The sequence below is a fragment of the Sporosarcina sp. P1 genome, from assembly GCF_002743155.1.
Lineage (GTDB): Bacteria > Bacillota > Bacilli > Bacillales_A > Planococcaceae > Sporosarcina > Sporosarcina ureae_B.
The window spans coordinates 1-26,584 of the sequence record NZ_PDYS01000024.1 but is presented as its reverse complement, the minus strand read 5'-3'; the positions used below and the strand labels follow the sequence as shown (position 1 = coordinate 26,584).

Annotated in this window: 20 protein-coding genes and 1 other annotated feature; of the genes, 15 read left to right on the top strand and 5 right to left on the bottom strand. The window is 43.5% G+C overall.

Annotated features, from left to right (window positions below; genetic code table 11):
- Positions 1-1,830 precede the first annotated feature (1,830 nt).
- The 7 genes from addB to CSV73_RS15275 all read left to right on the top strand — a co-directional run bounded on the left by addB (position 1,831) and on the right by CSV73_RS15275 (position 13,326).
- Entirely contained in the window at positions 1,831-5,322 is a 3,492-nt protein-coding gene (addB, locus tag CSV73_RS15300) for a helicase-exonuclease AddAB subunit AddB (RefSeq protein ID WP_099628018.1), read from the top strand.
- Complete coding sequence (gene addA / locus CSV73_RS15295; RefSeq protein WP_099628017.1) at positions 5,306-9,010, top strand: helicase-exonuclease AddAB subunit AddA; 3,705 nt, start codon at positions 5,306-5,308, stop codon at positions 9,008-9,010. The genes addB and addA overlap by 17 nt, the downstream gene beginning before the upstream one ends.
- Positions 9,007-10,194, top strand: coding sequence for a DUF418 domain-containing protein (locus tag CSV73_RS15290; protein ID WP_099628016.1), 1,188 nt, complete (start codon positions 9,007-9,009; stop codon positions 10,192-10,194). The genes addA and CSV73_RS15290 overlap by 4 nt, the downstream gene beginning before the upstream one ends.
- Positions 10,195-10,249: 55 nt before the next feature.
- Positions 10,250-11,146 carry a fumarylacetoacetate hydrolase family protein gene (locus CSV73_RS15285; RefSeq protein ID WP_099628015.1) on the top strand — a complete coding sequence of 299 codons (897 nt, stop codon included), beginning with the start codon at positions 10,250-10,252 and terminating at the stop codon, positions 11,144-11,146.
- 93 nt (positions 11,147-11,239) lie between these two features.
- On the top strand, positions 11,240-11,614 hold the full coding sequence (locus CSV73_RS15280; protein WP_099628014.1) for a YisL family protein: 375 nt from the start codon (positions 11,240-11,242) through the stop codon (positions 11,612-11,614).
- A gap of 30 nt (positions 11,615-11,644) precedes the next feature.
- On the top strand, positions 11,645-11,770 hold the full coding sequence (locus CSV73_RS16880) for a hypothetical protein (RefSeq protein ID WP_255397422.1): 126 nt from the start codon (positions 11,645-11,647) through the stop codon (positions 11,768-11,770).
- A 185-nt stretch (positions 11,771-11,955) separates the two neighbouring features.
- Entirely contained in the window at positions 11,956-13,326 is a 1,371-nt protein-coding gene (locus tag CSV73_RS15275) for an alpha-amylase family glycosyl hydrolase (protein ID WP_099628013.1), read from the top strand.
- Between the two features lie 155 nt (positions 13,327-13,481).
- Here the strand turns inward: CSV73_RS15275 and CSV73_RS15270 are convergent, their stop codons facing one another.
- Together CSV73_RS15270 and CSV73_RS15265 are read right to left on the bottom strand one after the other, a co-directional pair.
- Positions 13,482-14,339: a DegV family protein gene (locus tag CSV73_RS15270; RefSeq protein WP_099628012.1), complete on the bottom strand. Its 858-nt coding sequence runs from the start codon at positions 14,337-14,339 to the stop codon at positions 13,482-13,484.
- Positions 14,340-14,350: 11 nt separating this feature from the next.
- On the bottom strand, positions 14,351-15,175 hold the full coding sequence (locus CSV73_RS15265; RefSeq protein WP_099628011.1) for a Cof-type HAD-IIB family hydrolase: 825 nt from the start codon (positions 15,173-15,175) through the stop codon (positions 14,351-14,353).
- Between the two features lie 172 nt (positions 15,176-15,347).
- On the opposite strand from CSV73_RS15265, the gene CSV73_RS15260 reads away from it, so the two are divergent.
- The 4 genes from CSV73_RS15260 (at position 15,348) to CSV73_RS15245 (ending at position 19,926) form a co-directional block, all read left to right on the top strand.
- Positions 15,348-16,124, top strand: coding sequence for a prolyl oligopeptidase family serine peptidase (locus CSV73_RS15260; protein WP_099628010.1), 777 nt, complete (start codon positions 15,348-15,350; stop codon positions 16,122-16,124).
- A gap of 46 nt (positions 16,125-16,170) precedes the next feature.
- On the top strand, positions 16,171-16,485 hold the full coding sequence (locus CSV73_RS15255; protein ID WP_085133045.1) for a metal-sulfur cluster assembly factor: 315 nt from the start codon (positions 16,171-16,173) through the stop codon (positions 16,483-16,485).
- 666 nt (positions 16,486-17,151) lie between these two features.
- Positions 17,152-17,631, top strand: coding sequence for a ribonuclease E activity regulator RraA (gene rraA / locus CSV73_RS15250; RefSeq protein ID WP_099628009.1), 480 nt, complete (start codon positions 17,152-17,154; stop codon positions 17,629-17,631).
- Positions 17,632-17,787: 156 nt separating this feature from the next.
- The gene (locus tag CSV73_RS15245; RefSeq protein WP_369802602.1) at positions 17,788-19,926 is read left to right on the top strand and encodes an ATP-dependent Clp protease ATP-binding subunit; all 2,139 of its coding nucleotides are present in this window, start codon (positions 17,788-17,790) and stop codon (positions 19,924-19,926) included.
- A gap of 61 nt (positions 19,927-19,987) precedes the next feature.
- Here CSV73_RS15245 and CSV73_RS15240 read toward each other — a convergent pair whose 3' ends face one another.
- Positions 19,988-20,170, bottom strand: coding sequence for a YjzD family protein (locus CSV73_RS15240; protein ID WP_085133048.1), 183 nt, complete (start codon positions 20,168-20,170; stop codon positions 19,988-19,990).
- 178 nt (positions 20,171-20,348) lie between these two features.
- Here CSV73_RS15240 and CSV73_RS15235 point away from each other — a divergent pair, with 178 nt between their 5' ends.
- Positions 20,349-21,281, top strand: coding sequence for a beta-ketoacyl-ACP synthase III (locus CSV73_RS15235; RefSeq protein WP_099628007.1), 933 nt, complete (start codon positions 20,349-20,351; stop codon positions 21,279-21,281).
- Positions 21,282-21,325: 44 nt separating this feature from the next.
- On the top strand, positions 21,326-22,561 hold the full coding sequence (gene fabF / locus CSV73_RS15230) for a beta-ketoacyl-ACP synthase II (protein WP_099628006.1): 1,236 nt from the start codon (positions 21,326-21,328) through the stop codon (positions 22,559-22,561).
- Between the two features lie 607 nt (positions 22,562-23,168).
- Here the strand turns inward: fabF and trpS are convergent.
- On the bottom strand, positions 23,169-24,155 hold the full coding sequence (gene trpS, locus CSV73_RS15225) for a tryptophan--tRNA ligase (protein WP_085133051.1): 987 nt from the start codon (positions 24,153-24,155) through the stop codon (positions 23,169-23,171).
- 93 nt (positions 24,156-24,248) lie between these two features.
- Positions 24,249-24,461: a binding site (T-box leader), on the bottom strand.
- A 437-nt stretch (positions 24,462-24,898) separates the two neighbouring features.
- On the opposite strand from trpS, the gene spxA reads away from it, so the two are divergent.
- Together spxA and mecA are read left to right on the top strand one after the other, a co-directional pair.
- A complete protein-coding gene (spxA, locus tag CSV73_RS15220; RefSeq protein ID WP_009765721.1) occupies positions 24,899-25,297 on the top strand; it encodes a transcriptional regulator SpxA in 399 nt (132 codons plus the stop codon).
- A gap of 239 nt (positions 25,298-25,536) precedes the next feature.
- Entirely contained in the window at positions 25,537-26,187 is a 651-nt protein-coding gene (gene mecA, locus CSV73_RS15215) for an adaptor protein MecA (protein ID WP_085133052.1), read from the top strand.
- A gap of 215 nt (positions 26,188-26,402) precedes the next feature.
- On the opposite strand, the gene CSV73_RS16795 is transcribed toward mecA, so the two are convergent.
- The coding region (locus CSV73_RS16795; protein WP_233202913.1) for a hypothetical protein at positions 26,403-26,584 on the bottom strand (182 nt) is incomplete at its 5' end.

Here is a 26,584-nt window from a genome sequence, read left to right as displayed (position 1 = left end):
AATAACTGTTTTAATTGATAAACTGGATGATGCGGCTTCATAGTAGACTCCTCCTTTATTGGTTTTACTCTATAAATACCAACAAAGAAGGAAGTATAACCCTATATTTTTTCTTAAGTTGACGCCTATGGTCGTCACCTTCCACTTACGATCAACTAGTTTGTGGTTCTGATCGTTATTACGTGAATAAAACTTGCTTTCAAAATTTTTAATGGTAGATAAAAATGTGTTGGGTCGTGGTTTGACTGATTATATGGTACTAAAATCAGCGAGTGTGTGCTTTCCGGACCCGCGCAGGCACGTGGGGGATTGCCTCCAGCCATGAGCCAGCTGGCGATGGTGCTGCCAGTTGTCTCATGGCCACGGCCTACCCCGCAGTTGTGCTTGCGCTACTGTGGGGAAATGAATTAGTTTGTGTTTCTAGCAAAAATAAAAACAGTGACATGGTGATAGCTATCATGTATTACTTGCTCACTTTTTGTTGGGTACGTCGCTCGACTTATTTTTGGATTCTGAAGTTAGCAAGTGTTCACTTTCTCGACCCGCGCAGGCACGTGGGGGATTGCCTCCAGCCATGAGCCAGCTGGCGATGGTGCTGCCAGTTGTCTCATGGCCACGGCCTACCCCGCAGTTGTGCCTGTGCTACTGTGGGGGAATGAATTAGTTTTTGTTTCTAGCAAATAGAAAAACAATGACTTTGTGATAGCTATCACTTGTTTCTTGCGAGTGAAGTGTCCTATACCCTATCAGTGAAAATGCTAGCAAAAAAAGGGACATCATCTATTATGCAACCTAGAAACGCTTTTGGCAGAACCATTACACGGCTGCCCGTCTTGCTCACTTTTTGTTGGGTACGTCGCTCGACTTATTTTTGGATACTTAAGTTAGCAAGTGTTCACTTTCTCGACCCGCGCAGGCACGTGGGGGATTGCCTCCAGCCATGAGCCAGCTGGCGGTAGGGCTGCCAGTTGTCTCATGGCCACGGCCTACCCCGCAGTTGTGCTTGCGCTACTTTGGGGAAATGAATTAGTTTGTGTTTCTAGCAAAAGGAAAAGCAGCGGCATTGTGATAGCTATTATGTATTTCTTGCTCACTTTTTGTTGGGGACGTCGCTCGACTGGTTGTTGGATACTAAAATTAGTGAGTGTATGCTTTCTTGACCCGCGCAGGCACGTGGGGGATTGCCTCCAGCCATGAGCCAGCTGGCGGTAGGGCTGCCAGTTGTCTCATGCCACGGCCTACCCCGCAGTTGTGCCTGCGCTACTGTGGGGTAATGAATTAGTTTGTGTTTCTAGTAAAAAGAAAACCAGTGACATTGTGATAGCGTTCACTTGTTTCTTGCGAGTGAAGTGTATGAACTGTCCTACACACAATCTAACGAAAGCCATCCACCAGCGCCGTAGTGGGGACAATGAGCATTACACTTACATTGCTAGCAAAACCACATACTTTTAACAGAAACGTAATCCAACAGCACTACTTCCATTTAAAACAACTATCCGAACTGCCCCACACAATCAAACGAAGACACCTGCTGTGGTAGGCGAAGTAAGGAGACAGAGACAGGCGCACTTCCTGTCTGTGGCTCCTTGCGAAAGCCATCCACCAGCGCCGGAGTGGAGCCAATGAGCAATCCACTTACATTGTCAGCAAGTCCACAATCTTATGCCCAAACGCTAACAGTAAAAAGTACGTGCAAGAATGGCGACTCAACGCTGTTTATTACGCACTCCTACCAGAGCCGTAATTCAGTAGGCACTATATTAAAAACGATCCTACAACGTAACGTACCTTATATAAATCCTACTTCCAATGAAAGGGGAGAGAGTTATGTCACTGCGCTTTATTACAGGTCGCTCCGGAACAGGAAAGACCACTTTTATTGAACGCGAGATTGCGCAAGAATTGAAAGAACGGCCGATGGGGGCGCCTATTGTCGTTATTGTCCCCGATCAATTATCGTACTCGATGGAATATAGCCTGTCCGTCAAATCTGGATTGACCGGCATGATCCGTGCCCAAGTATTGACATTCAAACGACTTGCATGGCGGGTGCTGCAAGAAGTTGGGGGCATCACGCGCGAAGAAGTAGACAGCTTCGGCTATCGCATGCTCGTACGCAGTGTGCTAGAGGATAATAAAGACTCGTTCAAGCTATTTAAACAAGCGGCTTCGAAGCACGGATTCGCTGAACAAATTAGTGACGTCATGAAGGAATTCAGTAAGTATTGTATCGATCAGCAAGCATTTTCCGAATTGACGATCTCACTTGCCGATAAGCAAGCGCCTCGAATTTTGCAAGATAAAGCGCATGATTTGCAATTATTGCTTGAGAAAATAGAAGAACGTCTCGGAACGACGTATATGGACAGTGAAGGGCAACTAAATGCGCTAGCTGATCAGATAGCGCATTCGGAGTGGCTACAGTACGCGTCGATCTATATAGACGGCTTTGGCGATTTCACGACACAGGAATATACGATTATTACGCAATTAATGAAATATACGAAACGCGTTACAGTCGTGTTGCCGATGGAAGAAAAAGTGCATAACAGCGAGCATGAATTATTTCATACTGCACAGCAACAATACGAAACGCTTCAGCAACTGGCATATAGTGAGTCTGTTGATCGTGAAGAACGCATTCATTTGACGGAGTTGCAGCGTTTTTCAAATCAAGAATTGGCGCATTTGGAACAGCAGTTTGATCACTATCCGCCTGAAACGTTTGAATCGGAAGGTGCGATCCAGATAATCGAGGCGTCAAATCGCCGTGCGGAAGTGCATGCAGTGGCACGTTCGATTCGCAAGCTGATGCGTGAAGGCAAGCGGTACCGCGGCATGACGGTATTAAATCGTCAACCGGATGTCTATAACGAATTGATCCAGAACATCTTCACGCAATATGATATTCCAGTGTTCATTAGCCAGAAGAAACCGATGCTGCATCATCCGTTGATTGAATTTGCACGGTCATTGCTTGAAGCGGTGCGTACAGATTGGTCGTATGAAGCAGTGTTCAGGGCAGTGAAGACGGATTTGTTTTTCCCTGTCAATGAAAGCAAACAAGTATGGAGAGAGCGGGCAGACCGCTTGGAGAATTTTGTACTGGCTAAAGGAATCCATGGCAAATCCCGCTGGCAAGATGAAGAGCGTTGGAAGGTGAGTCGCTATAGAGGTTTAGAAAAAGTCCGTACCGTACAGACAGATGAAGAGCTTGCGACACAAGCGGAGTTTGCGGAGACCCGCGATATGATTCGTGAGCCGATTGAACAATTACAACAGAAGTTACAGTCTGCTCGTACCGGTCAAGACGTGGCGGAAGCGTTATTTTACACAATAGAATCTCTTCGCATCTACGATAAAATTATAGAGTTGCAGCAAACGGAACATACTATAAATCGTTTGCAAGCAGCGGCGGAACATGAACAAGCATGGACGAGTTGGATTAATGTGCTGGATCAGTTTGTGCTAATGTTTGGCGAGAAAGAACTGCCGATTGCAGAAGCTATTAAAATCTTGGATGAAGGATTCGATACGTTGGAATTTAAATTGATTCCGCCTTCGCTCGATCAAGTAACTGTGACGACTATGGAGTTATTCAATTCAATGGATGTCGAAGCGGTGTTTGTACTCGGTGCGAATGAAGGGGTATTGCCTTTGCGCAATGATCATGAAGGATTACTTTCGGACAGTGACCGAGAGTTATTTAGTGAGATCGGCATGACGCTCGCACCTACGACGAAGCTTCAGCTCATGCGCGAATCATATATGGCGTACCGGGCGTTTACCGGAGCAAGTGCGCGTTTGACTGTCAGCTATCCCATTGCGGATGAAGAAGGGAAAGCGCTAATTCCCTCTCTTTACATTCCTAGATTACAGCAGATAGTACCGAATATACCTACGGAGATTGCCGTCATGGAACCTACAGAATTGTCTGTAGTAGAAGATCAGCTTGCCTATATCGAACATCCTGAAGTGGCGTTGTCTTATGCGATTCGTATAATGCGACAAGCTTCAACACAGGAAGAAATCGCACCTGAATGGCAAGCGGTGCTAGCCTATTATAAAGAAGATCCACTTTGGTCTTCAGTTATAGAGTCCATCGTACAACCCGCGTTGAAGCGACAGAAGACCGAGTTGCTCGATTCGGAATTGACGACAGGTTTATACGGTTCGTCCTTTACGACGAGTGTATCCAGGATAGAATCATACTACAGTTGTCCGTTCCAACACTTCACAACATATGGTCTGAATTTACAAGAGCGCTTTGAATTCCAGCTTGAAGCGCCCGATATCGGGGATTTATTCCATGCGGCATTGAAATGGGTATCTGACGAAGTCATGCGTCAAGGCTTGTCCTGGGCTGCGTTGACGAAAGAACAGTGCTGGCAGTTAGGTCGTGACGCGATCGATGCACTGGCGCCGAAGTTCTTCCATAGAATTTTATTGTCAAGTCAACGCTATGCATATATTCAACGAAAGTTGATGCACATCATTCAACGGACGATCCGTGCATTACAGTCGCAAGCACGCAATTCCAGCTTCACGCCGATTGCGATCGAAGCAGGTTTCGGTCCAGATGAAGATATCGCACCACTTGAAATCCATTTGAAAAATGGCCAACAGATGCATATTAGAGGGCGAATTGACCGAATCGATACGATGAAAAAAGACGATCAGACCTATTTGCGAGTAGTCGATTACAAATCGTCAGCCCGTGCGCTTGATTTGACCGAAGTGTATTATGGCTTATCGCTGCAAATGCTGACGTATCTCGATGTGGCACTTGAGCATGCGGAAGATTGGCTCGGTGTCTACGCGAATCCCGCGGGTGTACTGTATATGTATGTTCACAATCCGATGTTGCGTTTGACAAAAGAGTTAAACGAAGAGGCTGTGGAAAAAGAGTTATTGAAATCCTATAAAATGCAAGGCTATATAGTAGAAGATGCGGACGTTGCTTTGGCGATGGATGACCAGATCGAAAGTGAATCGTTAATTATTCCAGCACGATTAAAGAAAGACGGTTCGTTTTATTCGAATTCAAAAGTCGTACCACCTGAAGATATCAATATATTGCGTTCATTTGTCCGTAAAAAACATCAGCAAGCGGGAGACGGCATGCTATCAGGTGATACACGTGTCTATCCGTACCGCTTGAAAGAACATATGCCGTGCACGTTTTGTTCGTATCAGTCGATTTGTCAATTTGATAGTACGGATCCGACACAGCCTACACGGAACTATTCCGCCTATAAACCAGAAGAATCATTAGAAAAGATGAGGAAGGAGATCGATCCAGATGCGAATTCCAAATAAACCGCCACATGAGACATTCACGGACGATCAATGGAAAGCAATCCACGCGTCCGGTAAAGATATTCTCGTTTCTGCTGCGGCAGGTTCAGGGAAAACGAAAGTCCTCATCACGCGGATGATTGAAAAAGTATTGAACACGGAACACCCGATAGACGTCGATCAGCTACTCGTTGTGACGTTCACCAATGCGGCGGCTGCCGAAATGCGTCATCGTATGGCGAGTGCACTTGAAGAAGCCATCGTCCAGGATCCTTCTTCGGTCCATTTGCGCAGACAGTTAAACTTGCTGAATAAAGCACAGATTTCATCGTTGCACTCATTTTGTCTGCAAGTAGTTCGGCAGTATTCATATGTGCTGGATATCGATCCTGGATTCCGTATTGCCGATGCGACAGAGGCAGCGATTTTACGTGATGATACGATCGCACTTGTGTTGGAAGATGCCTACAGTCAACCCGATCCAGAAGCGATTTATCGTCTGAGTGATAGTTTCACCGCAGATCGTAATGATCAGGCGATCGAGACGTTGATTGATAAACTCTATGATTATTCCCGTGTACATCCGAATCCATCACAATGGCTAGAACTCATTCCGCAGCAATATGAAATTGGGGATCATGCGACGATTGACGACTTGTCATTTATCGATTCGCTGAAAATATCGATCCAGCATACGCTCGAAGAAGCTAAAACGGTTACGCGTGATTTACAGCGAGTAGCGGAAATGCATGATGGACCGTTGCCATTGCTTGAAACCGCTAAAGCAGATGAAGCATGGATTGACGGTGCGCTTGAGTATATGCTTCACGGCAAGTGGGAAGATGCCTATGCGTATTTCCAGACGTTGAAATGGGTGAAAGCAGGTACGATCCGTAAAGATACATGTGATGAAGACTTGGCCGCGCGTGCTAAGGCGATGCGTGATCAAGTGAAGAAAATCATCAATGCATTGAAAGATACGTACTTTACTCGAACACCTGCAAGATTGCTGGAAGAAATCCGTTTGATGGCTCCCCTTATGCATACACTCGTTGGATTGGTAGAGGATTTTTCGACGCGTTATCAAGCATCGAAAGAAGAACGCGGCTTAGTGGATTTCTCGGATCTTGAGCATTATGCATTACAGATCTTATCCGAAGAAGTAGACGGAGAACGAGTGCCTTCTGATATTGCAATCGATTACCAAAATCGATTTGCAGAAGTATTGGTGGATGAGTATCAGGATACGAATTTCTTGCAGGAAGCTATATTGCAGTTAGTGAAGCGTGGCGGAGAAGCAGATGGCAATTTATTTATGGTAGGGGACGTCAAACAATCCATTTACCGATTTCGTTTGGCAGAACCGGGTTTGTTTTTAGGAAAGTATGATCGTTTTACGTCTGATGTAGAGGATCAAGGATTGAAAATCGACTTGAATGCCAACTTCCGAAGCCGTAAAGAAGTGCTCGATGCCACGAACTATATTTTCAGACAGATCATGGGGACGCGAGTTGGGGAAATTGAATATGATGAGGCGGCCGCGTTGAAGTACGGTGCACATTATCCCGATAAGGATGTATCGGCAGGCTTGACGATTTTGTATGAGAATGAAGAAGAGGAAGTGTCTGAAGAACAAGAAGCCCAGCAAGAGCTGAAGAAATCTCAAGTAGAAGCACGGTATATTGCACAGAAGATTAAAGCGTGGAAAGATGAGCAAGCACAAGTCGCAGATGCATTCAGCGGTAAGCAACGTCCGCTTGAATATAGTGATATTGTTATTCTCATGCGTTCGATGACCTGGTCGAGTGAAATTGCGGATGAACTAAAAGCCGCTGGAATTCCTGTCTATGTGTCTTTATCTTCGGGCTATTTTGACGCCATTGAAGTGATGATTATGCTCAATACATTGCGCGTGATCGATAATCCATACCAAGACATTCCGCTTGTTTCGGTGTTGCGTGCTCCGTTCGTTGGCGTGACTGAAAATGAATTAGCGCAAATTCGTCTCGTCAATCGTAATGCGACATTTTATGAAGCACTACAATTGTTCATGCAGACCGGTGGGGCGGGAGTGAATGCTGCTACACAGCAAAAACTGCAACGCTTTTTCCTATTACTTGAAGACTGGCGGAATATGGCTAGGCACGGTTCGTTATCGGAATTGATCTGGCAAGTCTATCAAGATACGCATTATTACGAAATGGTCGGAATTTTGCCGAACGGTAAACAGCGCCAAGCCAATCTACGTGCGTTACATGACCGGGCGATGGCCTATGAAAAGACGTCGTTCCGTGGGTTGTTCCGTTTCCTTCGGTTTATCGACCGCATGCGTAAACGCGGAGATGATCTCGGAGAAGCGCGGTTCATGAGCGAAAAGGAAAACGTCGTGCGTATCATGACCATTCATTCATCAAAAGGTCTGGAATTCCCGTATGTATTTTTAGCGGGAATGGGTCGTCCGTTTAATAAAATGGATTTCCATAATCCGTATTTATTTGATCAGCATTTTGGACTCGCTGTCAAAGCGATCGACCGGGATAAGCGTATTATGTTCACGTCACTACCGTTTCTGGCGATCAAAGAGAAAAAGGAGCTAGAGATGCGAGCGGAGGAAATGCGCGTGCTCTACGTAGCCATGACGCGTGCTAAAGAGCATTTGGAATTGATTGCTTCAGTTAAAGACATCGAAAAGACGATGAACAAATGGCAAGAAGCACAATTATTGAATGAAGAGGATCCTTTGCCGGAATACTCACGTTCACGGGCAACCGGTTACCTCGACTGGATAGGACCAGCCGTTGCGCGTCATATGGATTTCGGTAAGTTCGGTAAGACGACAGGCGGGGAACTGGTGGATGATCCGTCATCATGGGAAGTAAATGCTTTGCCGTTTTCTGCTTTTCATCGGACGAATGAAGTCGAGATTGAGGATTGGATACCTGTCGATCAGGAAACGGCAACGGCGGATCCAGTGTTGGTGGAAGAAGTGCGAAGGCGTTTTGATGCGCAGTATCCGTTTGAATTTGCAGTTGAATTGTCTTCCAAACAATCCGTCAGTGAGTTGAAGCGGATTGCGTTGCTTGAGTTCGAACGAGGCGACGCGGATCCGTTTGAGGAAATGGAACGAGACGTCACGAAACGCATCTCAAATCTTCATGCACGTCCATCATTTTTGCAGAAGCGTTCATTGACGAAAGCAGAAATTGGAACCGCAATGCATACCGTTATGCAACATCTCGATTTGAAAGAAGAACTGGATCAAGCAAGTGCTACGCAATTTGTGAAGCAGCTCGAAGCGCGTGAACTGTTGACGAAAGAAGAGGCGATGGCGATTGATATTCAAGCGATTGTGGCTTTTTTCCAGACGACACTTGGCAAACGCATGAAGCAAGCCGATCAGGTGTTACGTGAAATGCCGTTTACTTACGCGCTACCCGCTGTTGAAGGTGAATTCCAGTTGCTTCAAGGTATTGCGGATTGTCTATTTCATGAAGATGGCAAGTGGGTGCTCGTTGATTATAAAACAGACGATATCCGTGCATTTCGTTCCGATTCGGCGATTGCTAATGAAATGCAAGTCCGTTATGGCACTCAGTTGAATTTGTATAAGAATGTATTGGAATCCATTCTTTCGATCGAAATTAAAGAAATGTTGCTTTACTTATTCAGCGGAGCAAAAATCATTAGTTTACAGGAGGAATTCGTTTGAAGTTGACTCCTACACCTCTAACAGAACGAGTGGAAGCACTCGATTTTTTAAGAGGTATTGCATTACTCGGTATTTTGATTGCGAATATGCTTCATTTCCATTCGCCGTATGCGTATATGGATCCGTATTCGTGGTACACCATCCCGCATGAACAGGCGATGTTTCATTTTATCGATGTATTTATTGAAGCCAGTTTCTATCCGTTATTCGCCATGTTATTCGGCTATGGTTTGAATATGCAGTATGAAAAATCATTGAGGAATGATACGCAGTTTGGGCCATTCATGGCAAGACGTATGGGAATTCTACTGATTTTTGGCGTGTTGCATGCGGTGCTGATCTGGTCAGGTGATATATTGTTCACTTACGCGTTGATGGGATTCATTATGATTGCGGTGATCCGGATTCCAAAGAAGTGGTTGCTGGCCCTATCACTAGTCATTTATTTTGTGCCAACGCTCTTGTTGTACGGTATATTGGCGCTAACTCGCAGTCAGACCACTTCGAATGTATTGGATGGATTCGTCGATACACGACAGATTGAACTGGCGATTTCATCCTATGGAAACGGAACGTTCAAAGAGATTTTCGCTTTCCGTTTGAATGAATTCTTTACATTTGAGATCATCGGCTCAATTACAGCAGTCTTTATCATATTGCCTTTGATCATGTTCGGTGCAGCGTTATCGAAATTCAAAATCATCGAGCGTATGTATGTGTTGAAAGGGAAACTGCTTCTTGCCATGATCATTTGTATTCCGGTTGGAGTCGTTTTAAAAAACATCGCGAGCTGGGACGGTCCGAAGTTTGAGAATATCTTACTTATACAATCAATCGTTGGCGGACCCATTTTGACACTTGGCTACGCGGCATTGTTCTTATTGCTGTTTCAACTACCATTTTTGAAAATGATGGCAAGACCGTTTGTTAGTGTCGGCAGGATGGCGTTCACGACGTATATTATGCAGTCAATCATTGCGACGATGATATTTTATTCATATGGAGTAGGTCTCTATGGTAAAGTAGATATAGTGACCGGCACGTGGCTGGCAATCGGGATCTTCGCGATTCAGCTCATGGTAGCGCAGGTTTGGTTGACGAAATTCCGAATGGGTCCACTTGAAGCTGTGTGGCGGAAGTGGTCGTATGGAAAGAATTTCGTCGTGAAAGAGGAAAAAAAGTAGATTTTGTCGTAACATAGGAATATGTGAACTCACATGGAAAGGGTTGGGTATTCAAATGAAATTATTGTCATTCCGCTACGAAGGACAGACTTTATTCGGACCAAAAGTTAAACGCGAGGAAGCCGTATGGGATCTACTCGCAATGGCTGAAGCTTTGGAACAAACTGATTTCCCGAAAACGATGATTGAAGGCGTTTCCCGCGGTATGGATTTTGTGGAGGAAGTTCGTAAATTGGTAGAGAAAACTGAAGTTGAAGGAAACGTAGAGCCGTTCAAGCATGCGTTCACTGACATCGAATGGTTGTCTCCAATTCCACGCACACCGAAAAACGTGTTGTGCGTCGGTAAGAACTATCTTGACCATGCAGAAGAACTTGGATCCAAAGTACCTGAAAAATTGATGCTGTTCACCAAATCTCCAACTGCAATCGCAGGGGACGAGCAAACATTATCGATCCATAGTGAAGTGACGGATTCATTAGATTATGAAGGGGAATTGGCTGTCGTTATTAGCAAGACAGGCAAAAACATTCCTAAGCAACTGGCATATGATTACGTGTTTGGTTACACAATTGGTAATGATATTACAGCGCGCAATATTCAGACAGAGCACAAGCAGTTCTTCTTAGGTAAAAGTTTAGATGACTCTTGTCCGATGGGGCCTTACGTGGTGACGAAAGACGAAATTCCAAATCCACAAAATTTATCCGTCGTCACGAAAGTGAATGATGAAGTGCGCCAAAATGGGAATACTTCCAACATGATTTTCAAAATTGATGACTTGATCGCTGAAATCTCTAAGTATGTCACATTAGAGCCGGGCGATGTGATCTTGACAGGTACGCCAGCGGGTGTCGGTAAAGGTATGACACCACCGACTTACTTGAAAAAGGGCGATACAGTGAAAGTATCCATCGAAGGTATCGGTACGCTAGTTAACCGTTTCGAATAATACGTGAGGCTATGAAATAAGCTACAGAATAGTCGTAGTTTGAAAGATATGGTAGAATATTAATCGACTGTACAAATTAATGAGGTGAATGAAATGGGATTTTTAACTGATACAACCCATATGCATATTTTCACATGGGTAGTAGGTATTGTACTTTTTTTAGTTGCAGCTAGTATGGCAAATGGAACAAAAGGAAAAAAGATTACACATATGATTTTGCGTCTGTTCTATGTGTTGATCATCATCACGGGTGCTGCGCTATTCTTTAAGCATATGAGCATCGATTCCATGGTATATGGTATCAAATTTGTCCTTGGTCTTCTGACAATTGGATTTATGGAAATGGTTCTTGTTCGCGGAAGTAAAGGGAAGAACACAGGTCTTATGTGGATTCTCTTCGTCATTGCATTACTTGCAACGATGTTCGTAGGATTCAAATTACCAGTAGGCTTCAACTTTTTCGCATAATACCTACTGACTCTTAAAGGAGATGAGCAAATGGCAACACAGGCTGGCTGGATATTTTTGATAGTGATCCTGTTACTGATGGCACTGTTTGCTGTCTCCGTTTTGGTCAGTGCGCGTAAACAACGAGATCCAGACTTCTTTTCTGAAAACGACTAGAAATAATGATGCGCAAGCAGTGGAGGTTGATTCCTCTACTGCTTTTTTTATTTGCTTCAAAGCCATACATTCACAAGATTGCCGTATTTACAGAATGCGGCAATGGTTTTCATAAGAAAGAATGGCATGGCTAGCTACCGTTTGATAAACTGAAAGAAGAGTTTGTATGAGGAGGATTTACTAAAGTGAAACGAATAATCGGACTACTGGCAACCTGTATGCTTGCCCTATCCATAGCACCATCCGCTTTTGCAGATACCGATCGATCTTTTAGCGATGAAAGTATCTATGATTTACTTGTCGACCGTTTCAATAATGGGATCGAATCGAATGATTTCGGTGCCGATGCAAAAAATCCAGCCATTTTTAACGGTGGCGACTTTGCTGGAATCAGCAATCGATTGCAACATTTACTTGATATGCACTTTACGATGATTTCTGTCGGACCGGTTTTCAAAACGGCTTCCTATGATGGAAATGAAGTTCTTGACTATTATGAGATTGAGCCGCACTTCGGTACAGCGGAAGAGTTCACCGCATTAATCGAAGAAATGCATGCGAACGATTTAAAAATCATGGCAGATTTTCCTTTAGTAGGTGAAGTTAGCGATCCTGCTGTACAGCAAGAACTGACGAAAGCAGCAGTACAATTTGTTTCTGATTATGAGTTAGATGGGCTTCGTTTGACATTACTTGACAATGCGGATACGGAGTTCCTGAACCACATGATTGAGGCAGTGAAAGAAGCGAACAAAGGACTGTACGTGATTACAAATGAACAGAGCGATGCATCATTTGACAGTATACCGGCTGAAAAACGAAGTGCAGCCATTCAGGAATCGTTCGTGCAAGTAGATTCAGAAACTTCTTCATTGGATCAGTTTAGTAACGAGGATGCAGGTAAATTACTACAATTTGATGATTTAACTGGACCACGTTTTACATATAAAATGGTGGAGCTTCGTCAATTCCCACCAACACGTTGGAAAGTAGCGACGGTTGCACAATTCATGCTTCCGGGCGTTCCATTGGTTCCTTATGCAACAGAAATTGCTGTGAATGGTAAAGAAGCACCGGAATCCCATCCGTTCTTTAATTTTAAAACGGATATGGAATTACATGAGTGGATTGGTGATCTAAACACTCTTCGTAATGATTCAGAAACGCTTCGTACAGGAGATTTCAAGTTTTTGCATAATAAAGATGGATTTGTTGTATTTGAACGATCTTCTGAAGAAGAGACGTGGATTATTGCGCTCAATAATACGTCCGAAGTGCAGAGCTTTGAACTGGACCCTGCGGTGATTGGAGAGAACAAGAAGCTTCGCGGTGTGGTTGGTCAGGATTTGATCAAGAAGACAAAGGATGATAAGTATCATGTCGTACTTGATCGTGAGATGGCCGAGGTTTACATCATCGAGGAAGATAAGGGATTTAATACGCCTTACCTAATTGCTTCGATTATGGTAGTTGTTTTGTTTTTGGCATTCTTATTCCTTGTTATTCGCAAGGGTAAGCAAGGTCGGAATGCAGACTCGGTTAGTGAAAAGAAGTAAAGGATAAGGCACCTGACACTTATGATCAACTGGCGTTATTCCATTGAAATTTGTGGTTAGTTTAAAAAAATCAAAAGAAAAAGGCTCAAAACAAGTTCCTGATACTGGAACCAGTCTTGAGTCTCAGACAGCCTGCTATTTATGCAGGCTGTTTTTTATTCACTTTTTGTATGGTTAAGGAAGAATAGGGCAATGGTTCCAGGGCCGGCGTGTGAGCCGATAACGGAGCCTATTTGATGGATTTCAATGGCTTTTGGTTGGACGACTTCTTGGATCATTTTTTGAAACTCTTTGGCTGTAGTGAGATCGTCGCCGTGGCTGATGGCGATAGTTTGTTGTTGAAGGTTGTCGCCGCGTTCTTCCATCATTTCAATCATACGACGTAGGACTTTTTTGCGTCCACGGTGTTTTTCAATTGGGACGAGTTTTCCATCTTCCACGTGAAGTAATGGTTTAATGTTGAGCAATCCGCCGAAAAATGCACTTGCTTTGGATACGCGTCCGCCTTTTGCCAAGTAGTCCAGGTCATCTACTGTGAAGAGATGTTCCATATGCATGGCCATCGTGCGGATTTCTTGTTCGATTTCTCGCATGCCGATGCCTTCATTGCGTAAACGTACGGCTTCTTTAACGAGTAGACCATAGCCGAGTGAAGCACAGTGTGTATCGATGAGCGCCAAGTTCATGGAAGGGTTGTCTCCTTTCACTAGATCACTCGTCATGACGGCTGTTTGGTACGTTCCTGATAGTTGGGAGGAGAAAGCGATGTAGATGCCGTCTTCACCGGATGCTGCAAGTTCTTTCCAAGTTGTCATCATTTTGTCTGGTGAAGCCTGTGAAGTCTTTGGTTGCTGTCCTTGACGGATCGCATCAAAAACTTCCTTGGAGTTGATCTCGACGATATCTTCGTATTCTTTGCCGTCTAGAAGAACGCTTAACGGGAATAGTTCTACTTCGTTTTCTTTAAAGAAGTCTAGTGGTAAATCACATGCGCTATCCGCAAAAATCTTCATTTCTTTTCCCCCTATAGGACGATGTTTTTCTGTAAAGCTAATCGTTCTTCCAGTATGCGTGAAATGCCGTCTTCATTATTTGTGTCGGTTATTTCATCTGCAATAGATTTCAATTGGCCGATTGCATTCCCCATGGCGACACCTACTCCTGCATAATCGATCATTTCGAGGTCATTGTCTTCGTCTCCGAAAGCGATGATTCGATCTTTCGGTACGTCCATCCATTTTGAAACCGCATCAATGCCTACTGCTTTATTGAGGCCGTGACGAACTATTTCCACGATGTTAAATGGAGTCCCCCAACGACGATGATCGATGACTTCTGCATGCAAGTCTTCAAGATGCTGCCGAATCGGATCGACAGTTAGCGGATCGGCTTGAATTAACAAGCTAGTTGGATCGGTTTTTAATGAATTCCGAATATCTCCAGCAGTGATCAGTGGATTGCCGAAGTTTAAAATGTCTAGAAATCGTTCATCATGATAGTGGGCATAGACATCATCCATAACTTCCGCAATGATATTTTCGACTGAAAAGTTCTGCATGGCATCTACTACTTCATTGACGACTGGCAACGCAATCGTTTCGTGAATCGTTTGCCATGAACGATCAGTAGGGTGGTGAACGAAAGCACCGTTAAAGTTGACGATTGGTGTGGTCAGTTCAAGCTGGCGGTAGTAAACTTCACTAGCGCGGTATGGTCGTCCAGTCGCAATCATGACGTGATGTCCTTGCGAAACCGCATGACGAAGTGTCAGTTCGGTTTTGGGTGAAATGATTTTTTCATCCGTCAATAATGTGCCATCTAAATCTAAAACAATCAAATGTGGTTTCAAGAAATCCTCTCCTACTAGTGCTGATATTTTCAGATTGTTAGGTCTTTATAGTTTATCGTTAACCGTGTAAGTAAGTCAAAAAAATGAGTGATAAGGCGAAGCAATTGTTTTATCTGTTACATGTTGCTATTCTAACATAACAGTAAATGATTGTAGGAAAAGAGGAATCGTCATGATTATTCGTTCAGAAAAATGGCAAGAGATCCCGGTACTTCATATCGTGGAAGAGTCGAAAGAGAAAGAACGCATTCCTGTTGTACTATTTTTTCATGGATTTACTAGCGCGAAAGAACATAATTTACACTACGCATATAATCTAGCAAAACAAGGAATTCGTGTGATATTACCTGAAGCTAAATTACATGGTGAACGCTCAGAATCACTGGATGAATTTCAATTAGCAATGAACTTTTGGGACATCGTGTTGACGTCTATTAAAGAAGCAGATGTTTTACATGATGAACTATATGAAAGAGAATTGATCGATGACGAAACATTAGTCGGCATGGGTGGAACTTCAATGGGTGGAATCACGACATTCGGCTGCCTCGCGAATTATGATTGGATCGATGCAGCTTCCGTGATGATGGGCTCACCTGCCTTCACGCGCTTAGCGAAAGGACAAATTTCTTACGCGGAGCATGGCGGTAGGGAAATCCCGGTTTCACAAGAAGAACGTGAACAACTATTCGCGGCCCTTGACCAAGTGGATCTATCACAAAATCCAGGTAGACTGCATCAGCGTCCACTTTTCATTTGGCATGGAGAACAAGATACGATGGTACCATTTGAGTTTACGAAAGAATTTTACGAGGAAATTCAAAAGGATTACGTAGATCAGCCGGAGCTTTTGAAATGGATGCCTGAAAAAAATGCAGGCCACTCGGTTTCACGGCCAGGAATGCTTGCATCAGTCGATTGGCTTGCACAGCATTTGCGTGCCATGTAGTATGTTGGTAAGATAAGATTACTAAACAGCAGAGAGGAGCATTCCGATGAACACAGAAGAAGAAATCAAGCAGTATTTATTTGGTGCGTTAGAAAACGTCATCGACCCTGAATTAGGTATTGATATCGTCAATCTTGGATTGGTTTACAATGCAGAGTTACTTGACGAAGGAGTCGCGAAAATTACAATGACGCTGACGTCAATGGGTTGCCCAATGGGTCCACAGATCGTAGCGAATATTGAGCAAGAGCTAATGGAACTTCCAGAGGTTAAAGATACAGTGGTAGATATCGTTTGGAATCCACCATGGTCCCGCGACAACATGTCACGTTATGCCAAGATTGCACTAGGCGTACGTTAATAGAATACACCAACCACACCGTTTTATATGGTGTGGTTTTTTTATGGAATGGATAGGCTGGCAGTAGTGTTGGGGTGGGGATTTGCGCTTCGGAGGGGGACGCATTTCCGGAGGGGCCGCGGTGAGCCAACTAGGTCGCTACGCTCCCTTTAGTTGTCTCACCTGTCGACCTGATCCTCCCGGAGTCGCCCCCTCCTACGCGCCAATCCCTCGCAATGCGAGTGGGAGATAGTTATTGATGTGCATTGAACTCAGGCCTGTATTCCTTGAATAACTTGTCCAGCTCTTGAACTTAACCAAGATCAAGGATGTTACTAATTCAACTTAATTAAGGTCGACTGCAGATCTAGTTTAAGTTCTTAAAACAATACAAACCTAACTTCATTGCCTAACAAGAAGTATCTACCACTTACCTTGTAGGGATTGGAGCGGCAGGCGGCGACTCTGGGAGGATCAGGACGACAGGAGAGACAACCAAGGGAGCTTGCGACTGGTTGGCTCACCGCGTCCCCTCCAGAAACGCGTCCGCCTAGAGCGCAAATCCCCACCCCAAGCCTAATTTCAACTCTCTATTTTATTATCTTCTATGAATAAAAAAGGAAATGCAAGATTTTGTCGAATAGGAATAGGGTAGCGTCAAACAGAATGTACTAGGGGGAATGGGAAGTGTCAGTTAAAACAGCAGACCTTTGTGATGACTTCATCGACGAACTGCAAGTGTGCACAGTAGAGTTCAAATCCTACGGAAAGCACAAAAGATTCTCGGGGCCGATCTCAACCGTAAAAGTCTTTGAAGACAACGTGCTAGTGAAGGAAGCACTCCAAACGATTCCAGAAGGCCATGTATTGGTTGTAGACGGCGGGGGGTCAAAACGCTGCGCACTGATGGGGGACATGCTCGGCGAAATCGCACAGGATCGTAAACTTGCAGGCGTCATTATCTACGGCTGTGCACGCGACACCGCGGATCTTGGCACACAGGAAATCGGCGTCATGGCAATCGGTAGCATGCCGGTGAAGAGTATCAAACGCGGCGAAGGACAGAAAGACGAAGTTCTTCACTTCGGAAATGTGGAATGGACACCAGGTCACTATGTCTATGCAGATGAAGACGGGGTAGTCGTTGCGCCTCGCCAACTTGTTTAATGGACGTCGCCCGCATCATTGTGGGCGATCTTTTTTTATCTAAAAATAGTAAACGAATTCGAGTGTTAATCTTTTACTTTACCTAAAAAATATACTATAATTTAATTAATCAAAGATAGTCAAAGTCAAATAAACGAGAGGCGGATGTATATGCGCATGGATGGAATGCAAGAAGACCAGCGCTCACCACTAGAGCAATTCGGTCGCAATTTGGTTGATGAAGTGAAAAACGGCAAAATGGATCCGGTGATTGGCCGGGATGAAGAAATTCGAAATGTCATTCGAATATTATCAAGAAAGACAAAAAATAATCCAGTTCTAATCGGTGAACCAGGAGTCGGTAAAACTGCGATTGTTGAAGGGTTGGCACAGCGAATTGTAAAAGGTGATGTGCCCGAAGGATTGAAAGACCGTCAGATTTTCGAACTGGATATGAGTGCGCTGATTGCAGGTGCAAAATATCGTGGAGAGTTTGAAGAGCGTCTGAAAAGTGTTTTGAAACAAGTGAAAGAGAGTAATGGGGAAATCATCATGTTCATTGATGAGATTCATACGATAGTGGGCGCTGGAAAAACAGAAGGTGCGATGGACGCGGGGAATATGTTGAAGCCGATGCTTGCACGCGGTGAATTGTACTGTATTGGTGCGACTACACTGGATGAATACCGAATGTATATCGAGAAAGATGCGGCACTTGAAAGACGATTCCAGCAAGTGATGGTACGTGAACCTTCTGTCGAAGATACGGTATCGATTTTACGTGGGTTAAAAGAGCGTTTTGAATTGCACCACGGTGTGCGTATTCATGACCGTGCAATAGTTGCGGCGGCAACATTATCTGATCGGTATTTAACTGAGCGTTTCATGCCGGATAAAGCGATAGATTTAATTGATGAAGCGAGCGCCATGATTCGTACGGAAATTGATTCGATGCCATCTGAGTTGGATGCGGTGACTCGTAGAATTATGCAACTCGAGATTGAAGAGCAAGCATTGCGTAAAGAGAAAGATACAATGAGTCAGTCCCGCCTTCAAACTTTACGTGAAGAGCTGCAAGACTTGAAAGATTCTTCAAAAGATATGCGCGAGCAGTGGGATAAAGAAAAAGCCGCATTAAAAATTATTCAAAGTACACGTGAGGAACTTGATCGCTACCGCCGTGAACTTGAAGAAGCACAAGGTAGTTTTGATTTGAACAAAGCCGCGGAATTACAGTACGGTAAAATTCCAGCACTAGAAAAAGAATTGAAAGAATTGGAAAGTCCGTTGGAAGGAACAAAAGATATACGTCTTTTGCGTGAAGAAGTGACGGAAGAAGAGATTGCTTCAATCGTTGCGCGTTGGACAGGAATTCCCGTAACAAAACTGGTTGAAGGTGAGCGTGAGAAGTTATTGCGCTTGCATGAAACTTTGAAAGAACGTGTCATTGGACAAGACAATGCAGTACAACTCGTCACGGAAGCTGTCTGGCGTGCACGTGCTGGGATACAAGATCCGAATAAGCCTATTGGGTCGTTCTTATTCCTAGGACCGACTGGTGTAGGTAAGACAGAGCTTGCCAAAACATTGGCTGCTACATTATTTGATTCGGAAGATCACTTCGTGCGAATTGATATGTCTGAGTATATGGAGAAACACAGTGTGTCACGTCTAGTCGGTGCACCTCCAGGATACATCGGCTATGAAGAAGGCGGTCAGTTAACGGAAGCGGTAAGAAGAAATCCATATGCTGTCGTGTTATTGGATGAAATTGAAAAAGCGCATCCTGATGTAGCGAATATTTTATTGCAGATTCTAGATGATGGTCGTATAACAGATAGTCAAGGGCGTTTAGTAAACTTTACGAATACTGTCGTCATCATGACATCGAATATCGGGTCCGCTTATTTACTCGAGAATGATTTAGAGGATACAGAACATGCCAAAGAAGATCTGATCATGGCCGCTCTTCGTGGTCATTTCAAACCTGAGTTATTGAACCGAATGGATGATATCATCATTTTCCATTCATTGACTACAGATTCATTTAAAGCGATTACTAACAAGATGCTTGGTGATTTGGTTGATCGTCTGCAAGAACAAGATCTAGTACTTGTCTATGATGAGGACGTACTCGATTGGATTGTGCGTGAAGGGGCAGATGCGGACTTTGGTGCGCGGCCATTGAAACGATTCATTCAGCGTCATGTGGAAACGAAAGTTGCGCAAGAGGTCATACGAGGTGGTCTTGTAGAAGGACAGCAAATCAAATTGTCCATGCACGAAGGGGAATTGGTGGTAGAAGTTGTCAGATGAGATCAGGTCAAAATAAAAGCGTAAGAACTGTTGAACAGTTCTTACGCTTTTTGATCGTAAATCAAACGTCTGCTGGAGATTCGTTTGGAATGATTGTAGTGATAATCAATACAAGTACAGCCAAAACGATTGAGACGGTAACGCCCGCCATGAAGTCAAATGCATAGCCTCCAATGGAGCCCGCAACATAGTTTAACATAGCTACCAAGAGGAACGACCAAACAAATGTCATAATATAGTGCATGATTTTCACCTCGACTAGTCTATTTCATATTCCATCATACCATAGCAAACTAAAACGATGAAATCAAAATATGTATTATATTTGACGAAAAAGTGTCCTCGTCTTGAAAAAACACATGTTTTCTTCTATAATTACTACCAGGTACTAATATTAGATGATAAGGAACGGGGTAGATGAGATGAAAGCTGGACTTTTAGGAATGGGGAAATTTGTTCCGTCAACTGTTGTAACAAATGAAGATTTGGAAAAAAGTTTAGATACTTCAGACGAATGGATTCGCACGCGTACGGGAATCGAAGAGCGTAGAATCGCATCAGATGATATCAATACATCGGACATGGCGTTTGAAGCAGCGAAAAACGCATTACAATCAGCGGAAATCCGTGCTGATCAAATCGGTCTGATTTTGGTTGCCACGGTTACACCGGATACTTCTTTCCCGTCTGTAGCCACGATGATTCAAGAACGTCTAGGTGCAAAGAACGCAGCGGCGATGGATGTTTCTGCAGCGTGCGCAGGATTCATCTACGGTGTAGTAACAGCGAAGCAATTTGTTGAATCTGGCACGTATGACTATGTTCTGGTAGTAGGCGTGGAAAAGTTATCGAAAATCGTTGACTGGGAAGACCGCAATACCGCTGTATTGTTCGGAGATGGTGCGGGAGCGACAGTCGTTGGGAAAGTAAGTGAAGGAAGAGGGATTCTTTCATTCGAATTGGGCGCAGACGGTTCAGGAGGAAAATATCTTCGTCATGATAAATATTTAGAAATGAATGGCCGTGAAGTATTCAAGTTTGCGGTACGCCAAATGGGAGAAACGGCAGTCAATGTCGCCGAAAAAGCTGGTTTAACGACAGACGAAGTAGACTATTTGGTTCCTCATCAAGCAAATATTCGTATTATGGAAGCGTCACGTGAGCGTTTAGGCTTGCCGGTAGAAAAAATGTCGAAAACGGTTCATAAGTACGGGAATACATCGGCAGCATCGATACCGATTTCATTGACAGACGATTTAGCAGAAGGTCGAGTGAAAGATGATGATGTGATTGTTCTTGTAGGATTTGGTGGCGGCTTGACATGGGGCGGCTTATGTATAAAATGGGGTAAGTAAATAGTCTGGAAAATAAAAGTTAACAATAGAAAGGAAGTTTGAAATTGGAAAAACGACGTGTAGTGGTAACGGGTATCGGTGGAATCTCACCAGTAGGTAACTCAGCTGAAGAATCTTGGAAATCAGTGTTGGAAGGGAAATCGGGTATCGACACGATGACAAGACTGGATCAAGAGAAATTCCCGGTCAGCGTGATGGCAGAGGTTAAAGGTTTCGATATCGAAGAATACGTTTCCCGCAAAGATGCCCGTAAAATGGATCGGTTCACGCACTATGCAGTTGCTTCGGCAATGATGGCAATGAAAGATGCGAACCTGGTACTTGAAGGCGACTTAGCGCTTCGTACAGGCGTTTGGATCGGTTCTGGAATCGGTGGAATGGAATCACATGAGACACAATTTAATACATTCCTCGAAAAAGGCTATCGACGCGTCAGCCCATTTTTCGTTCCTATGATGATTCCAGATATGGCTTCAGGTCAAGTATCGATTTTCACAGGTGCTAAAGGAATCAACTCTTGTTCCGTAACAGCTTGTGCATCCGGTACTAACTCTATCGGGGATGCGTTTGAAGTCATCCTGCGTGGAGATGCAGATGTCATGATTACAGGTGGAACTGAGGCACCGATCACGTCACTTGCAGTAGCAGGCTTCATCGCAAGCACAGCGCTATCTTTAAATGATGATCCTACAAAAGCTTCCCGTCCGTTCGATAAAAACCGTGATGGTTTTGTAATGGGTGAAGGTGCAGGAATCTTGATTTTGGAAGAGTATGAACATGCTGTTGCACGTGGAGCGAAGATTTATGCAGAAATCGTCGGTTACGGTTCAACTGGAGATGCGCACCATATTACAGCACCAGCACCAGGTGGAGAAGGCGGAGCGCGTGCGATGCAACAGGCATTGGCAAAAGCGGGCATTGAACCTACGCAGGTGGATTATATTAATGCGCATGGAACGAGCACACCATATAATGATTTGTTTGAGACGATGGCAGCGAAGACTGTGTTTGGTGATCATGCGTATAAGTTGGCAATGAGTTCCACTAAGTCGATGACGGGTCATTTGCTTGGCGCGGCTGGCGGTATTGAGGCGATCTTTACTGTGAAGGCGTTGCAGGAAGGGATTTTACCTCCTACGATGAATTATGAGACGCCGGATCCTGAGTGTGATTTGGATTATGTAGTGAATGAAGCGCGTAAGGCTGATATTACGTATGCGATGAGTAACTCGCTTGGCTTTGGCGGGCATAATGCTTCGTTGGTGTTTAAGAAGATATAAAGGTAGACGGGAAGGGTCTTTTTGACTCCTTTCCGTTTTTATTATTGGAGAAGTTGAAGTTCAAGTTCAAGTTCAAGAGTAAGTGGGAGGGCACCGTTGACCGACGTTCCAGGCGGACGCTTTCCGGAGGGCGTGGCCCGAGCCGCTTCCCTCACTTCGTTCAGTCCAGGGTCTCGAACTCACGCTGATCCTCCCGGAGTCGCCGCCTTCCACTTACGGTCAACTAGTGTATTGTTCTATCAATAGAATAATGATGCATTAAAACATAAACCCAAACCCAAACCCAAACCCAAACCCAAAAGACTGAAGACAAGCTCCTTAGTATGTTTCTGGAGATGTTTTCAGTCTTTTTTGGTTATGAATGTGAAGACTCGTCTTATTACACGTGGTCTGAACATAGGATGAGGGAAAAGGGTAAAGGACGAGATGGCTGTGACGCGTTTTTTTGTGTTTGTTTGTAGTTATTGTGTGATTGTGGTGACGCTTGCGAATCTGTTGTTTTACTTGAATTATTCTGCACTGGGTTATGATTATCGACAGATATTGATTTTTATTTTGCAGTCGACAGATTTTATGATGTTGGTGGGGGCAGTCATTTTATTACTGCTTACCGTGTACGTCCCAAGCCCATCGCGGCCTCCATCTTTTTGAGGGTGGCGGAAGCGATGGTGTTTGCTTTTTCAGCTCCTTGGTCGAGGATTGCATCGAGTTCAGGAGAGTTGATTAGTTCATGATAGCGTTCTTGGATTCCAGCTAAGTGTTGGTTAATCGCATCAGCGACACCGACTTTAAAAGCTCCGTAGCCTTGGCCTTCGTATTTAGCTTCTAATTCTTCGATCGTTACACCACTTAGTGAAGATTCGATAATCAATAAATTGGAGACGCCTGGTTTGTTTTCCACGTCGAATTTCACGATACCTTCAGAATCCGTTACAGCACTTTTAATTTTCTTTTCGATTTCTTTTGGTGTGTCCAAAATCGTAATCGTCGCTTTTTTATTTGGATCAGATTTACTCATCTTCTTCAATGGATCTTGTAAAGATTTTATGCGAGCGCCATTTTTAGGAATACGAACGGCCGGAATGGTCAATACTTTTCCGTATCGGCTATTGAAGCGCTCTGCTAGATCTCTAGTTAACTCTAAATGTTGCTTCTGATCTTCACCGACTGGCACGATATCCGTGTTATACAATAAAATGTCCGCAGCCATTAATGGAGGGTAGGTAAGAAGCGCGGCAGATACACCTTCTGCTCCGTCAGATTTGTCTTTAAACTGTGTCATACGCTCGAGTTCACCGATGTACGAAATGCACTGCATGATCCATCCAGCTTGTGCATGAGCAGGAACTTCTGATTGAATAAATAATGTGGATTTTTCTGGATCGATGCCACTTGCGATATACGTAGCAGCTAATGAACGAATCGCTTGTTTTAAGTCATCTGGATGTTGTTGCACAGTGATGGCGTGCTGATCGACGATACAAAAAATACAGTCCTCGTCGTTTTGAAGCTCAACGAATTGACGGAACGCGCCAATATAGTTCCCTAATGTGATGACACCTGTTGGCTGTACGCCTGAAAAAATGGTTTTCATGATCATGTATCCTCCTTTTAATAGTCGACTGGAACGAACAGTCTGGATCATACGTGAAAAATGGCATAAAAAAACATCAGTCATCCCCCTGTAAATAGGGACGATTGATGAAAGGTAACCGTGGTACCACCCGAATTGCTACTAATAGCCGCTCAATTCCCGTAACGTGAGAAGACGTGATGGAGTACTGTTTTCATCCATCAAGCTCAGGAGCCCATTCTTTTTGTGCAGCTTTACTTGTTTTCACCTTATACAAGCTCTCTACAAAAACCGCCACAAAAATACTTTTTCCTTCAATGCCATTCACTTATTGCTTAAGATTATATCGATACCTTATAAAAAATGCAACTTTGATTTGCTGTAAAGAAAAAACATTTGCCCAACATGAAACCTTTTAGTACATCTGTACGTACTATACATAGAGGGAATAATTAGCAGAATCATTTTCTAAATGAGAATGCATTTATTTACAAATGAAATGTTTAAAACATTTCTAGCCTGGGTATAAAAGTAGAAGATGTTCATTTATCGCAGAATACCGCAACATTCTCTACTGGCATGTTGAAAAATAAGAAATTGTGAATTCCAGAAAAGTTTTTTCGAAAAACTATATTAATTGAGAATGATTATGTGTATAATGAACAGTATAAAGATAAATTGTAATAATTCTAAAGTGAATTACACGAATTGCAAATATACAAAATCTAATTGAGCATAAGCCGTAAGAAAGGACGTGTCAATAAATGGGTGTCACACTTTATACATCGCCTAGTTGTACATCTTGTAGAAAAGCAAAAGCATGGTTGGAGGAACACGAGATTCCTTATACTGAGCGTAATATCTTTTCTGAACCATTAAATATTCAAGAAATTAAACAAATTCTTCGCATGACGGAAGATGGTACTGACGAAATTATTTCAACACGCTCCAAGATTTTTCAAAAGCTAAATGTTGACGTAGAAAGTCTTCCACTGCAAAGACTTTATGAATTGATTCAAGAACATCCAGGTCTTTTAAGAAGACCAATCATTCTAGATGAAAAAAGACTCCAAGTAGGATATAATGAAGATGAGATTCGTCGTTTCCTACCGAGAAAAGTTAGAGCCTATCAGCTGCTCGAAGCGCGGCGTATGGTAAACTAATCTTAATAACAAAAGCTGATAGGGATGACACGGGATACAATTGTGCCTATCAGCTTTTTTTGAATTGATATTCCCTTGTATTCCTCTAGGTTAAACACTTCAATGCAAACATCCTTAAAATGAAATACAATAAACCCTTACGAAAACGTCGGAGTCGACATATAGTAGTAATAAGCATTGCAAGTGTGTATTAGTATATAACAGGGGAGGGCCTGTTTTACAGAAGGGAGAGATAAGGGATGGAAATAGAGCGCATTAATGAAAACACGGTGAAGTTTAATTTATCCTATGGAGATATTGAAGCCCGTGGTTTTAGTAAAGAAGACGTCTGGTATAATCGTGATAAAAGCGAAGAGCTTTTTTGGGATATGATGGATGAACTTGGTGATGACACGGAATTTGAAGTAGAAGGACCACTTTGGATTCAAGTGAATGCTATGAATGAAGGCATTGAAGTGATTGTGACTCGCGCACATCTTCCGAAGAACGCAGAATCATCACAGTTTCCTTTTGGAATTGAAGATCCAGAAGAATTATTCGATCCAATTTTTGATGCGATTACTGATTCTGAAGAAGAAAATGAAGAAGAGTTACAGGTGGCAGATAGATTATTTGTTTTCAATGAATTTGACCAGATCATACCATTGGCTAGCAAGATGATTTCACTCGAAGACGAATTTGATTCGCAACTATATGCATTCGAGGATCGTTATTATCTCAACTTACGCTTCGACTATTCTCTCATTGAGAAAAAACGTGCGAAGGACATTGCCAGCATGGTAACAGAATACGGTGCAGTGTCTAAGATGTCTATTCATCGTATAGGTGAGTATGGCAAGGAAGTTATGGGATCTGACGTATTTGAACAAGTAAATAAATATTTTTCATAATACTCTAAAAGGCTACCAGTAAGTTGGTAGCCTTTTTCTTTATGTCAACCACTGGCAGCGACTTTGTTAAATGGTGTGTAGAACTCGTTCAGATACTTGTTTAATCTGCAATAAGAATGGGGAATAGGGTCGTAGTTCTATCATGAGAGCATAATTAGCAGTACTGAGTTGTAGTTCTTTCACATGCTTTTTTCTGCTCGTGTTTGAGCATGGGACTATGGTTTTGCTGAAAATGTAAGTGGAATGCTCATTGCCCCCACTGCGGCGCTGGTGGATGGCTTTCGCAAGGAGCCACAGACAGAAAGTGCGCCTGTCTCTGTCTCCTTACTTCGCCTACCACAGCAGGTGTCTTCGTTTGATTGTGTGTGGGGCAGTTCGGATAGTTGTTTTAAATGGA

Bases quoted from the DNA above. Each gene is read 5' to 3' on its own strand.
- addB (WP_099628018.1), top strand. From the start codon at position 1,831: ATGTCACTGCGCTTTATTACAGGTCGCTCCGGAACAGGAAAGACCACT.
- addA (WP_099628017.1), top strand. From the start codon at position 5,306: ATGCGAATTCCAAATAAACCGCCACATGAGACATTCACGGACGATCAA.
- CSV73_RS15285 (WP_099628015.1), top strand. From the start codon at position 10,250: ATGAAATTATTGTCATTCCGCTACGAAGGACAGACTTTATTCGGACCA.
- CSV73_RS15280 (WP_099628014.1), top strand. From the start codon at position 11,240: ATGGGATTTTTAACTGATACAACCCATATGCATATTTTCACATGGGTA.
- CSV73_RS16880 (WP_255397422.1), top strand. From the start codon at position 11,645: ATGGCAACACAGGCTGGCTGGATATTTTTGATAGTGATCCTGTTACTG.
- CSV73_RS15270 (WP_099628012.1), bottom strand. From the start codon at position 14,339: ATGAAGATTTTTGCGGATAGCGCATGTGATTTACCACTAGACTTCTTT.
- CSV73_RS15260 (WP_099628010.1), top strand. From the start codon at position 15,348: ATGATTATTCGTTCAGAAAAATGGCAAGAGATCCCGGTACTTCATATC.
- CSV73_RS15255 (WP_085133045.1), top strand. From the start codon at position 16,171: ATGAACACAGAAGAAGAAATCAAGCAGTATTTATTTGGTGCGTTAGAA.
- CSV73_RS15245 (WP_369802602.1), top strand. From the start codon at position 17,788: ATGGATGGAATGCAAGAAGACCAGCGCTCACCACTAGAGCAATTCGGT.
- CSV73_RS15240 (WP_085133048.1), bottom strand. From the start codon at position 20,170: ATGCACTATATTATGACATTTGTTTGGTCGTTCCTCTTGGTAGCTATG.
- CSV73_RS15235 (WP_099628007.1), top strand. From the start codon at position 20,349: ATGAAAGCTGGACTTTTAGGAATGGGGAAATTTGTTCCGTCAACTGTT.
- trpS (WP_085133051.1), bottom strand. From the start codon at position 24,155: ATGAAAACCATTTTTTCAGGCGTACAGCCAACAGGTGTCATCACATTA.
- spxA (WP_009765721.1), top strand. From the start codon at position 24,899: ATGGGTGTCACACTTTATACATCGCCTAGTTGTACATCTTGTAGAAAA.
- mecA (WP_085133052.1), top strand. From the start codon at position 25,537: ATGGAAATAGAGCGCATTAATGAAAACACGGTGAAGTTTAATTTATCC.